This window comes from Desulfovibrio sp., from assembly GCF_034006445.1.
Taxonomy (GTDB): domain Bacteria; phylum Desulfobacterota; class Desulfovibrionia; order Desulfovibrionales; family Desulfovibrionaceae; genus Desulfovibrio.
The window spans coordinates 1-12559 of the sequence record NZ_JAVESS010000009.1 but is presented as its reverse complement, the minus strand read 5'-3'; the positions used below and the strand labels follow the sequence as shown (position 1 = coordinate 12559).

Genomic DNA, 12559 nt, shown 5'->3' with positions numbered 1-12559 from the left:
TCAACGTTCACGCATAGCGTTCTGTTTGGCCTTGAGAATGGGCTTGAGCAAGTAATCCAGAACGGTCTTTTTTCCTATAAGGATGTCCGTTGTCACGACCATGCCGGGGATGATTGGCAGAAGTTCCTTGTGATAGGTAATGGCATTCTTCTGGGTGCGTACCTTGACCAGATAAAAATGCTCGCTCTTCTTGTCTTCAATGGTGTCGGCGCTTATGGATTCAAGCTTGCCCTCAAGGCCGCCGTAAATGGAAAAATCATAGGCAGAAACCTTGACCATGACGTCCTGACCGGGACGCAGAAAGGCCACGTCCTGCGGCTTGACCTTGGCTTCCACCAGCAGGGTGTCGTCCAGGGGCACAATGTCCATGATGGGTTCGCCGGGCTTTACCACGCCGCCCACAGTGGAAATGTAAATCTGCTTCACCGTGCCGCGCACGGGCGTGCGAAGCTCTGTCCGGGTGACGCGGTCGCGCCCGGCCGAAAGGCTTTCACGCAGGGAGTTCAACTCCTGCCTTCTCTTGTTGATTTCGTCCGTAATGGCCGAGGCCTGTTCCGCGCGGCGTGAGGTGATGCGCTGCCGCGATTCTTCCGCCGCGGACTGCGCCTTGGGGATGGTGGCCGCCAGGCCGTCGATCTGCCCCTGAATCTCCACAACTCTTTGTTGCATGCCAAGATATTCGAGCTTGGAAAAGTTGTTGCGCTGCACAAGGGCATAGGCCGTGTCGCGCTGCTCGATGGACAGGGCAAGGCTGCGGTCAAGCTGCACCTTGCGCGCGGTCTGTTCTTCTACATCGTGCATGCGCTGCGTGTACTGAGACTCCAGCACTTCGATTTCGGCATTGAGCTGCACACGCCGGGCCTGATAGGCGTTTTCCTGATCATGAATGATCTGGCGCGCGCGGATCAGGGTATTTTCATCCACCTTGCGGCCAATAAGTTTGCTGGCCCAGGCTTCAAGGTGCTCGGGAAATACCGGAGGCTCGCCCTTGATTTCGGCCTCAAGACGCAGGATGGCGAGGCTGTTTTCCATAGCCTTGGTCACGGCGTCCCTGTAGGCGCTCTCGGCCATTTCATTGTCCAGTTGGGCAAGAATGGCCCCTTTGTCCACAATCTGACCTTCATGAACCAGGACGGCGCGCAGGATGCCGCCCTCAAGGTTCTGGATGGTCTGGGTGCGCTGTGATCCCACAACCGTGCCTTCGGCGTGGGTGACTTCATCCACGCTGGCAAAAGCCGCCCAGATAATCAGACACAAAAACATGGCGGCAACACTTATGGAAAGCGCCCGCACCCCGAAGCGCGGACGACGCGCCAGAGCCGCATCCACCTCGCTGGCAAACTGGATGTCGTCAGGCGTCAGGCCATTGAGCGGTGCGTCCATGGCCGCAAAAAGACCGGGATTGGACTGGGGCTGGCCGGGCTGCTTTGGTGCGCCGCCGCCGCGCAGGCGCTCAATGGTTTCCGCCACGGACTGACGAAACCCCTTGTCGGGCTTCTGGGCGTGATCACCGCCCAGCAACAGTTCACGCAAAAAGGCCTTGGGGCCGCTTTCCTCTACCGCGCCTTGCCGCTGCTCTTCGGGGCCAAGCGGCTGCATGCCGGTTTCAGCGAGGCCGTCAGCGGACGACATGGGGGCAAAATCCCCCTTGGGCATCTCCCCCTCTTCACCCCAGGCGTCGCCGATGACCGCTGGCGCGAACCCGCCCATGGAGGCGTCGCCCTCGGACTCCACTCCCGGCATGGCCGGAATGGCGCCTTCCTGTGTGAACGCCGCCGGCGTGACAAAAGGCGCGCCCTGCCCAGGCAGGGGCGACAGAAATTCACAGCTTGTTTCCTGTCCAAAAAATGCGCTGAAGTCCGGCTGCAACGCGCCAGGAACAGGGGCTGCGGCGGGGGTTGCGCCAGGAACAGGGGCTGCGGCGGGGGCAGGGCCTGCGGCGGGAGGGGCCTGGGCCGGTGCTTTTGCCTGAGCGTCGCCGGGTACGGAACCACCCGCTTGCGGCTGCCCCACAGGAGCGGACATGTTTTCCGCAGTGGTGTTTTGTGGTCTCTGATGCATATTACGCATTCCCCGCTGCTGGCCGCGCCTCAGCGCCGTGTTCATGCCGTGCCGCCGCGACGTTTTGCTTTGAACGGTCGCGCAGGCTCTGCAACACGGCGTCACGCGGCCCATCCATCTTGATCTGGCCGTTCTCCATCACTATCAGGCGTTCCACAATCCGGAGCATGGACAGGCGGTGCGTCACAAGCACCACAGTGCGGTCCTGCATTACCGAGAACAGACGCTTTTGCAGCATGAGTTCAGAATCCGTATCCATATTGCTGGTCGGTTCATCCAGAAGCAGCACTTCAGGGTCACGCACCAGAGCACGGGCCAGAGCCACGGCCTGACGCTGTCCGCCGGAAAGGGCCCTGCCCTGCTCGCCCACCTGCGCGGCAAAACCCGCAGGATTGTTGCGCAAAAAGTCCGTCACGCCCGCCAGGGCCGCTGCCCGCAAAATCAGGTGATCGTTGATGGTGGGATCCCCCAGAGCGATATTGTCGCGAATACTGCCGTAAAACAGCACCACGTCCTGCGGCAGAACCCCTATGCGGCCCCGCAGGTCGGTGCTGGGGATCTGACGAATGTCCACATCCCCGAACTTCACGGCCCCTTCCTTGGGCTGGTAAAGACCGATGAGCAGTTTTGACAGCGTGCTTTTTCCCGACCCCATGGGGCCAATGATGCCCACGCGCTCACCCGGCTCAATACGCAGGGACACGCGCTCAAGTGCCAGCCTTTCCTGGTGCGGATAGGCAAAAGACACGCTTTCCATTGTGAAGGAAGGCCGCAGCATGCCAAAATCCATGCAGGTTTTTTCAACCTGGTTTTCAGAAGGCAGCAGCATGAGCATGTCCAGGGCCTTGAGCGTCACGTGCGAATTTTGCAGCCGCGTGAGCAGTGAGGCCATCTGCAACAGAGGGGCCATGGTGCGGCCCACCAGAATATTGCAGCCAATGAGCGCACCCATGGTCATGAGTCCTTCAGATATGCGGTAAACGCCCCACACGATCATGGCCACTGTCACCAGTTGGGTGATGAGCATGGATACCGTGACCGCCAGGTTGTTATACTTGCGCGCTTCACTGTTGGACTGGGCTGAAAGGCCCACCACGGATTCCCAGAGTTTCTGCATACGGCTTTCGGCCATGCAGGACTTGAGGGTTTCAAGCCCCCCCACAATTTCCACCAGCAGGGCATTTTTCTGCATGTTCTGCTTGTAGCTTGCCTCTGCGCTGCGCCGCGACCGCTGTTGCAGCAGCAGGCCCAGCCCCAGCATGAGCGGCATGGCCGCAATTGGCAAAAAGACTAACGGGCCGCCGATAAAGCCGGTAAGCAGCAGAAAGATCACCAGAAAGGGCAAGTCAATGCAGGCCAGCAAACTCGACGAACTGAAAAATTCTCGCAACTGCTCGAATTCACGAAGATTGTTAACCAAGGCCCCGGTGGATTCCGGCTTGGCGTCCATACGCATTGAAAGCACTTTTTCCACCAGCGAACTGGAAAGCACAATATCCGCATTGCGTCCGGCCACATCGACAAAGTGCGTGCGCAATGAGGAAAGCAGAAAGTTGAACATGTAGATGATGATAATGCCGATGGCCAGAACCCACAGGGTTTCTATGGCATTATTGGGCACCACGCGGTCATACACGTTCATGACAAACAGCGGACTGCCCACGGCAATCAGGTTGATGACCACGCTGGCCAGGGCAACATGGCGGTAAATGGGGGCATAATAGCGCAGCACGTCCCAGAACCAGCGCTTGCCGTGCGCAATGCTCAGCCGCTCTGCCCGGTCGTCGGGCGCGGCCTCCACTGCGGCGAAAAGGGTATAGCCCGAATACTCCTGCTTGAGGTCTTCAAGCTGGACGGTCTGCGCGGCCTCGCTGGTTTCGGGAAAAATAACTTCTGCCTTGCCGTCACGGATGGAGGTCATCACGCAGGAGCGGTCGTGCGTCAAAAGCAGGATGCAGGGCAAAACAAGGCTGGGAATTTCATCCAGTTCGGGGCGAAAAACGATGCGCCCAGAGAGCCCCGCCTTGCGCGCCGCCCTCAGGCATGCCTGGGGCGTCACCTTGTTGCCCGTGAGCCCTGCCATGAGAAACTGCGGGCTCACAACCTTGCCGCGCAACCGCAGCAAAACCGCAAGGCTGCGCAACAGGCCCGGCATAAAATCCACGTCCGAGGGGCGCAGGGGCCCCATGGTGCGCTCCTTTTCTCCCTGCCCGCCGCCCATGGCGGCTTCCTGACGCGCAGCATGGGCTATGGCGTCCAGGGCGGCCTTGCCGACCTGACTGGAGGCCCCGGGGGTACCGTCTGTTCCCTGTTGACCGGCCGCACCAGCGGCGGGGCCGCCCTCCCTGGCAGCGGTTTCGGCGGCAGCGGCTTCGGCCCCTGACACGGGAGCGTGTTCGCTGTCAGCGCCTGCTGCAGAAGACAGGACGTCATGAGGCTGCGGGGCCTGCGGTGGTTGCGACTGTTGCGGCGACTGTGACTGTTGTGGAATATGGGGCTGCGGGGGCACGGCGGCGGACGGCTGCGAAGGCTGTGGCGTCTGCGCCTGTTGTGCCTGAGGCGGTTGCAGCGGCGGCATTACGCCCGACGGCTGCGCCTGTGGCGGGGGCACGGCGGCAGACTGCGGTTGCCCCTTACTGGCAGCGCCTTTGCGTCCTGCACCGGGTGATGCCTTTTGCCTGTCATTGCCAAGCACTATTCGGCCTCCGGCCTTCAAAGGCATGGCGCCGTGCAGGGCAGTGCTTTTGGCTGCGCCGTCTGCTCCTGGCGCACGCTGCTGGTTCGTCGCAGGCGCGGCACCCTGCGCCACGGCAGCTTGTGACACGGCAGCTTGATCACGAGGCTGCAACACTGCGGCCCGGCTGACGGCCTGATTGCCGCGGGGCGCAGCTGCGCCAGCAGAAACAAGGGATTCGGGTTCCGGCTGCGCGGACGTGTCGTCGTGTACATGTACAGAGGAAGCTTTTACAGACGTGGCTTCGCCATCTGCGGCCATGCCTTTATCGGCAGATGCCGCCTCACCACGGATATTTTCTGAACGGTCTGTTATATTGGAATTTTCCATGGCATTTCCATTGCTGTAGCGCCGGGGCAGAAACCCCTTGCAGATAGGCGGGAGCGTACGACGGCAAAGGCTCGTTTGCCGGGCATATGGCCGTATCGCATGATATAAGGCGATCTTCCGCCATATGAAAAATACTATAATGGTGCTGGATTGCCAAGCATTTTGGCTACCCGAATTGGCGGAGGTAACGTGTGGGAAAACGCCTGCGTTGAGCGGATATTGTTATGCCCCGGCGCATTTCTGCGTCGGGGCATAACACCTCTTACTCAAACCAGCCGGGAGCGAATTCTTCGCGGGGGTCCGCTGCGTCCCTGGGAGGGGTCTGTCCAAGGGGTGCGGTATTGATGGACATCTGCGGCAGCAGATTGCCAGAAAGGGCACTCAAGCGATACGCGCCAACCAGGATGTTGCCGCGAGCGGTTTCAGCCTGGGTGGAAGAGTTGAAGAGCTCATTTTCCGTATCAAGTACGTCCAGAATACTGCGCTTGCCGATCTGGAACTGCTCAATATACGCCGAGCGTGTATACTTACTGTACTCCACAGCCTTGGTATAGTGCGAGAACTGCTCCTGCGCGGCCTGATAGTTGGTCCAGGTGCTTTCGATATCCAGCTTGAGTTCGTCGATGAAGTCATACATCACCTGACGGCTCTGACGGATACGCGCCGAGGCGGCACGGCGTTCAGCCAGGTCGGCCCCGCTGTTGAAAATATTCCAGCGCACAACGCCCATGACGTCAAAGCTGTATATCCAGCGGTCACTTGCGCCGCCCCGATCCGTATAGTTGGGACCGGCTTCAAGATTCAGCGTGGGATAAAATGCCGAATCCGCCAGTTCACGCTGGCCGCGTGCTGCACGGATATCCTGCATGTAAGCGGCAACTTTGGGGTTGCTCTGTTCGGCCTGCGAAAACACGGCGTCAGGCCCCTGATACAGTTCAGGAGGCATGGTCACGGGAGCCAGCTTGCCGGTTGCAGGCAGGCCGGTAAGGCGTGTGTAGCGCTCTTCGGCCACAAGCAAGGCGGCCTTGGACTCGGAAAGGCTCGACAGCGCACGCTGGAGGCGTGAACGGGCCTGCGTCACGTCCGCAGCGGTATCAGCGCCAAGGTTGGCCCTTTCCTGCGCCTGACTGACCAGCGCCTTATGCTGCGTGACATTCGATTCTGCCAGCGCCAGGATCTTTCTGCGGCGCAGCACATCAATATGAGAAATGATGCCTTCAAGCGACATGGAAGTGGCGGTGTCAAACACCCTGAACTTCACAGACTCAAGAGTCGATTTTGCGGTACGCACGCGGGATCTGGTGGCAAAACCATCCCAGATGGGCTGCACAAGCTGAGCGCTGACGCCAGCCAGGCCCCACATCTGCGTGTCCAGATCTCTGCTGCGGGTTGATGAGTCGCTCATGACGCTGCCGCCAGCCCGGCCGGTAACGTCGACTCGCGGACCAAAGCCAGCCTTGGCTCGGTCAGTCTCATGTTCAAGCACGCTACGATTTTCCTGCATGCCACGCAGGGCACGGTTGGATCGCAACACTCCGTAAACGGAGTCTTCCACAGTAATGACCTGCCCCGCTGGCGGCGGCGGATACGCAGATTCTGCGGCCGAAGCCACAGCGGGCAACAGCAGGCCAAAGGACAACAGGTATGCAATAAAATACTTCACGATTCACTCCCTGAACTGGAAAGACGCACCGTCAAGCGTTTTTCCGCTCTGTCAGCACGCCGGCCAGAATAGCCCACATTATGAAATTCACAGCCCTTGAGGCTTGCCTTCATAACGGCATGCTTTGAGATGATTTTATTTACGCAGAGCAACGAGGCTCTGCCGACTCTTCACGTTCCGCCCGGAAAGACCAGCGCGCCATCTGCACATCTTCATCATGGCAACGCGCGACCGATCACGGCGACATCCAGCTCCATGCAATATTCGGCCCGAAGCACAAGGCCTGTACGCAGTAAGCAATAGCTGAAATATAAAAGCAATAGCTTCTGGGCTGTTAACGTGAAGGAGTCTTTGTTAACTTACTATAATCACTAATAATATTTTATAATAATTTTTTTTAATAAATTTATTAATACTACATAAATACAGGCTTGTTATGTACATCGCCACCGCGATCGTCGCCATGGCCACTGCATAAAAAACATCCCGGCGTTTTCAAAGCCTGAAAATCGCACAAAAAAAGATGTCATTGCAGCACATTACGCAATAGTACGCAACGCGTTGTAACGCTTCTCTTGGTGGAGCATGCGATCCACCGTCAAGATTCAGCAAGCCAAAAAGCAGAACCCAGAGGGGAACACGGTTGCCGGGGCACCATACCGATCGTAACGGTCTGGTATATTGTACAAAAACCCGGCCTGTGCGAACAGATGCAAGCGCGGCTGACAAGCAGTTTCAGGTGGCGTTCGCCTTGACGACCCTGCGGCCGTTCGCCTTAGCGGCATTGGCGATTTACCAAGCTCTGCTTACAGAACCCGCTTCATCTTCTGGCGGGTTCAAGTGCGGGGCAGACCGACGTTTTTGTCAAAAAGTCGGCACCACCATAGCTCACGCATAAACGACGTACAAGAATAAAAGTCTGAACGCAGGCATTTTCTGAGTCAATGCGTCTTGGAGCCGTCACCCTTGCGAGTATTCATCTGCAACACAGGGCGTCTACGGCTCGCTCACTGCGGCGCAGGGCAGCGCGGATAAACCGCGCTTGGCCCTTACGCCTGGCGGTCGACCCTGCAGATGCAGGGCAATTTCAACTTTACAGTACACCTGGGGAAGCACTGATTAGAGAGCCTCCTGGAAACGCGCTGGTATTTCCTTTGGCAAGGCGCGTTCTTTTTTTGAAGCGGGAGTGGACTCTTCCGTCCTCGACTGTTCAAAAAAAGTAAAGCAAGTCCGCCAAAGGGAACAAATCAGCGTTTCCTTAGAAGCAGTAGTTCAGTTCTTCAAAGTAAGCCTTGGGATGCGCACATGCGGGGCACATTTCGGGCGCATGGTCCCCTTCCACAAGACAGCCGCAGTTGAGGCAGCGCCACACTGTGGGCTTGGAACGCAGGAACATGCGTCCTTCCTTGATGTCGCTGGCCAGCTTCAAAAAACGCTTTTCATGATAGGCTTCGGCCACGGCGATGTGGCGCATGGCAAAGGCCACTTCAGCAAAACCTTCTTTTTCGGCAGTGGCGGCCATAGAAGGATACATCTCGGTATGCTCATAATTTTCGCCATGGGCGGAGGCCAGCAGGTTGGCTTCGCTGCCGGCGATGACGCCAGCGGGATAGGCTGCCTGAATTTCTACTTCGCCGCCCTCAAGAAACTTGAACAGACGTTTGGCGTGTTCCCTTTCCTGACAAGCGGTTTCAAGAAAGATTTCTTCCACAAGCACGAAGCCGTCTTTTTTGGCCACACCGGCAAAGAAGTCATAGCGGTTGCGCGCCTGGGATTCACCGGCAAAAGCTGTAAGGATGTTCTTTTCAGTCTGGCTGCCCTTCAATGATTTCATAATCCTCTCCTCGAGCATGCCAAGCATGCATTTAAGGTGTGGGAGCAGTATTCAAATAAAAGGGGACAGCCATTGCCATCCCCAAAAGTGACTATAAGAAATGAGATCAGTTACTGTCAAGTCTTTATGCAGCCCCTTGCGCCTCTGCAAGCTGGGCCTCCAGAGCCGCTATTTGTGCCTGGAGGGCATTAATTTTACTATTGATTCCCGCATCCATCACCCCGCCGGTCGCATGACTGGCAAGACTGGTCAATTGACTTTTAAGAGATTCAATCTGCTTTTTGATGCTCTCAACGGTATTGGTTCCGCCGGAACCGCCGCCAACTCCAGAGGCCCCGCCAGCGCCACCCGTACTCTGAGTGGATTCCTCAGCCGCGTCGCCGCTCAGACCTTCAACGGATACCCCGGAAGAATCGGTCGCTTTGGTTTTTTCGTCGGTATCAGAAGCCGAGGCCGTATACCGGCCCAGTTTTTCAGCAAAAAGAGCCTTGGCTGTATCGGAGATGCTTACCGTATCGCCGGAACTGCTCCCAGACGCGGTGCTGCTGGCGCTTTTGGCGCTGCTGCTTTTGGTGCTCCAGATTTCATCCACGTCAGAAAGGCCGCTGACGCCATATGCGCTTGTGCTTGTCACACTCATAAGTACTCCTTCAGTGCCGGACACTGGGAAAGAATTGCTCTTCACCCCACTCCTCCCTCCGAAGCAGCAAAAAATATGCCATTCTATACTGGTAAAAGTTGCCCGAAAGGCGCGGTGACGGCCATTGTTTACAGGCGCGCCAACCTGTGGCAGCCTTGTCGCATGGCTGAAAAAAAACCGGCTTCACGGCGCTTCCGGTCACCAGGCGCGCCCTTGCCCGCCTGCGTCCACATGCGCCTTGCCGACGGCACCAATCTTACAGCCAGGGTAAGGGTCTCTTCACGCGCCAGGCGCACGCGCCTCTCCCTCAGCCCTTACGGGCACCTGACCATCACCACTCCTGAAGGCATGCCCCTGTCGCTGCTGGAACAGACGCTCCCCCAGTTCCTGCCATGGCTTGAACGCGCTTGGAAAAAACGCAAGGCCACTGCCCCACGGCAGCAACTGCCTTTGAGCATTGAACTGCCCCTGGCCGGGCTGACGTTTGCGGTGCGGACTGAAGGCGACATGGCGGCGGGCAGGCTGGCGGCGGCGCGGCATCACGAAACCCATTTTTCCCTGCTGGCGCGGAAGGATGCGCAACGATTGCTGCTGGTGCAAAGCTCCGACTGTCTGCGCCTGTTCGGCGCGGTTGAAGACGCCAGCCTGTGCGTCAAGGCCCTGCGCCAGTGGTGCCGCCATATGGCGGAAGCCCTGCTTCCGGCGTATCTGACAGCTCTTGCCCAGCAGGCAGGTTTTGCTCTTGAAAAAATCAGCGTGCGGGATCAACGCTCGCGCTGGGGCAGCTGCGCGCGTACGCGCAAGGGTAAGGGTAAGGTCAACGGCACAGCCAGCGGCAAAAGCCAGCCGCAGAGAAACGGCAGGCAAGAGGCACAGGACGCTACAGCAAACAACGCTTCCCTCCCTGTGCAAGGCAGGGCCGGAAGACTGGCCGCAAAGCTTTTCGGCCTGTTCACTGCCAGAGCCGAAAACACTGGCGGCAGGCAGGTCGGCCTTCTGCCCGTTGATCGGGAATACAGCCTTGCGGGGCAGCAGGGGCAACCCATCGGGCGCATCAGTCTCAACTGGCGGGCGGCGCTTCTTCCCCTGCCCCTTCTGGAGCACCTTTGCTGGCACGAACTGTGCCACCTGCGCCATATGGACCATTCCCCGGCCTACAGGGCCGAGCTTGCCCGATACTCCCCCCACTGGCCGGAACAGGAAAAAGCCCTCAATGACGCATGGCGCGATTTGCCCTGGTGGGCGCTGCCCGGTGAGGGCGAGCCTGACCCGGCCGAAAGCGAAGAAGACTGACCCCACACGTGCGCATGCCAGAATGCCGCTGTGCAGCGGACAGGGACGTGGCCTCGATGCTCTTGCGCTTCGTGCTTTTCGGCTGGATGGCAGACTGAAAGGCAAGGCATTTCAGCGGCGATATGCCCGGAAAGTGCCGCCACGAGACGAACTTCCCCTCACATCACGGAGAACGAGCCTTTTATGCAGGGAGCATACTCTGACGGTACCCGGCCGGAATAAAAGGCGGAGCGCGACGCAGAAATACCAGGAAAAACGCTCGTGACAACAGTGGCTAGGGCTTCAGATCGCCCATGGAGTTGGCCCGTCCCGCCAGCACGATGGTATCGCCCTTTTGCAGCACCGTCATGGCCGGGGGCACAAAGTTGAAAGAATGTTCCCCCGCAGGGCGTATGCCCAGCACCATAATATTAAACCTCTGCATCAGGTTGAGGTCGATCAAGGTCTTGCCGTGCCACTCGTCCACCTTCAGTTCCTGAATGGCAATGCCGCCATACTTGGGGATAAGGTCCAGCATGCCGGGGTAGGTAAGCTGGTGGGCGGCCATGACGGCGGCCTCCATTTCGGGCACAAGGGCTCGGTTAACGCGCAGACGCTGCAATATCTTGCGGTGTTCCTCGTTGGATGCCTTGACCCATATCTTGGGGCCGCCCAGTTCCTGCACGTTCAGGGTGATGCTCAGTGACTGCTCCACGCTCTGGCCCACGCTGATGACCACCCAATCCAGGTCCTGCACATGCAGGGAACGCAGCACGGCTATGTTTGTGGCGTCAGCTTTGTACACGGAATTCAACGCATCCTCGGCCCGCTGCACCTGCGTGTCGGACATGTCGATGCCGACCACCGTATGCCCCAGAGAAACCAGGGTGGTGGCCATGCGCAGCCCGAACTTGCCCAGGCCGATAACGCCGATTTCAAGTTTCGCGGTTTCAAGTTCAAAGTGCAACACCCATTCCTTGGGTGTTGGCGTCCTCCAAAAAAATCTCATAGGGTGTCTTAAACCCAAGGCATTTTCTAGGCCGCCAGTTCAAGCGGCACATTGCCGCTATGATCTCATCTTGCGTGACCGATGCCAAGCTTACCCCCTTGGGGAAGTATTGGCGTAGAAGGCCATTGGAGTTCTCGTTCAAGCCACGCTCCCACGAATGGTAGGGGTGCGCAAAAAATCCCTGAGCCTCGAGTGTAGCTGACACATCGGCATGGTAGCTGAACTCCTTGCCGTTATCATAGGTAATAGTCTGAACAAAGTCCTTAATGGGTGTCAAGAGTCCTTCAATGACCCGCCTTACTTCGCTGGCGCTTTTGTTGGGAGCCTTGCCAAACAGGAAAAGACGACTTTTACGCTCTGCAAGTGTCACCAAAACGGGGCCTCCTTTACTGCCTTCAACGGTATCAGCCTCCCAATCACCAAGGCGTGAGCGCTCGGCAACAATGGACGGGCGTATGTCTATGCTGATACGCCCCTTGATTTGACCTCGTCTGTCGGGTTTGCCATATCGTCGTTTGCGTTTGCGCTGGCAGCGCAAATGGCTGTGCAGCGTTCCTCCTCGTTTTTTGTCCGCCAGAATGTACTGGTAAATCCATTCATGACTGAGGGCAAAACCTTTGCGTTTGAGAACTCCAGAGATTTGCTCCGGACTGAAGTCCTGGTGCAGACACTGTTCAACATACGTCCATACCTCAAGGCCAATGCGCTTCTTCCCTTTACTGGTCTGCCTTTTCTGACTGCGCTTGTGTGCCTGCCTGTAGCGGTAGCCACGCGCCCCGGTATTTCGCGCAAGTTCGCGGCTTACAGTTGAGACGCTACGGCCTATCGCTTTGGCTATGGCCCTCAGTGACGTTCCACTTTTCACTGCCTGGCAGATGTAGTACCGTTCTTCCCTGGCAAGGTGTGCATAGCCCATACGCCCCTCAATCTTTGGTTGGATGGAGAGGCTAAAGGGCTATACCACCTTGCCTTTTCATTCAACTTTGAGGGTGTTGCACTTGCAAGTTGAATCCGCC

Annotated in this window: 8 protein-coding genes; 1 reads left to right on the top strand and 7 read right to left on the bottom strand. The window is 57.9% G+C overall.

Annotated elements, in window-relative coordinates:
- From RBR41_RS09015 to RBR41_RS08995, 5 genes are all read right to left on the bottom strand, one after another.
- Entirely contained in the window at positions 1-2061 is a 2061-nt protein-coding gene (locus RBR41_RS09015; RefSeq protein WP_320352246.1) for an HlyD family type I secretion periplasmic adaptor subunit, read from the bottom strand.
- 1 nt (position 2062) lies between these two features.
- Entirely contained in the window at positions 2063-4282 is a 2220-nt protein-coding gene (locus tag RBR41_RS09010) for a type I secretion system permease/ATPase (RefSeq protein ID WP_413785147.1), read from the bottom strand.
- A 1105-nt stretch (positions 4283-5387) separates the two neighbouring features.
- Positions 5388-6788 (bottom strand): TolC family outer membrane protein, encoded by a 1401-nt coding sequence (locus RBR41_RS09005; RefSeq protein WP_320352244.1) that lies wholly within the window; start codon positions 6786-6788, stop codon positions 5388-5390.
- A gap of 1258 nt (positions 6789-8046) precedes the next feature.
- A complete protein-coding gene (gene rbr / locus RBR41_RS09000) occupies positions 8047-8622 on the bottom strand; it encodes a rubrerythrin (RefSeq protein ID WP_320352243.1) in 576 nt (191 codons plus the stop codon).
- Between the two features lie 124 nt (positions 8623-8746).
- A complete protein-coding gene (locus RBR41_RS08995) occupies positions 8747-9262 on the bottom strand; it encodes a FlxA-like family protein (RefSeq protein ID WP_320352242.1) in 516 nt (171 codons plus the stop codon).
- A gap of 75 nt (positions 9263-9337) precedes the next feature.
- On the opposite strand from RBR41_RS08995, the gene RBR41_RS08990 reads away from it, so the two are divergent.
- A complete protein-coding gene (locus RBR41_RS08990) occupies positions 9338-10555 on the top strand; it encodes a M48 family metallopeptidase (RefSeq protein ID WP_320352241.1) in 1218 nt (405 codons plus the stop codon).
- Between the two features lie 274 nt (positions 10556-10829).
- On the opposite strand, the gene RBR41_RS08985 is transcribed toward RBR41_RS08990, so the two are convergent.
- Together RBR41_RS08985 and RBR41_RS08980 are read right to left on the bottom strand one after the other, a co-directional pair.
- Complete coding sequence (locus RBR41_RS08985; RefSeq protein WP_320352240.1) at positions 10830-11501, bottom strand: TrkA family potassium uptake protein; 672 nt, start codon at positions 11499-11501, stop codon at positions 10830-10832.
- Positions 11491-12459: an IS30 family transposase gene (locus RBR41_RS08980; RefSeq protein ID WP_320352239.1), complete on the bottom strand. Its 969-nt coding sequence runs from the start codon at positions 12457-12459 to the stop codon at positions 11491-11493. The genes RBR41_RS08985 and RBR41_RS08980 overlap by 11 nt, the downstream gene beginning before the upstream one ends.
- Between the last annotated feature and the right edge of the window lie 100 nt (positions 12460-12559).

What these genes read in the sequence shown, in the direction of transcription:
- RBR41_RS08995 (WP_320352242.1), bottom strand. Translation starts at nt 9,262, where the DNA reads ATGAGTGTGACAAGCACAAGCGCATATGGCGTCAGCGGCCTTTCTGAC.
- RBR41_RS08990 (WP_320352241.1), top strand. Translation starts at nt 9,338, where the DNA reads ATGCCATTCTATACTGGTAAAAGTTGCCCGAAAGGCGCGGTGACGGCC.
- RBR41_RS09015 (WP_320352246.1), bottom strand. Translation starts at nt 2,061, where the DNA reads ATGCATCAGAGACCACAAAACACCACTGCGGAAAACATGTCCGCTCCT.
- RBR41_RS08980 (WP_320352239.1), bottom strand. Translation starts at nt 12,459, where the DNA reads ATGGGCTATGCACACCTTGCCAGGGAAGAACGGTACTACATCTGCCAG.
- rbr (WP_320352243.1), bottom strand. Translation starts at nt 8,622, where the DNA reads ATGAAATCATTGAAGGGCAGCCAGACTGAAAAGAACATCCTTACAGCT.
- RBR41_RS09010 (WP_413785147.1), bottom strand. Translation starts at nt 4,282, where the DNA reads ATGGGCGGCGGGCAGGGAGAAAAGGAGCGCACCATGGGGCCCCTGCGC.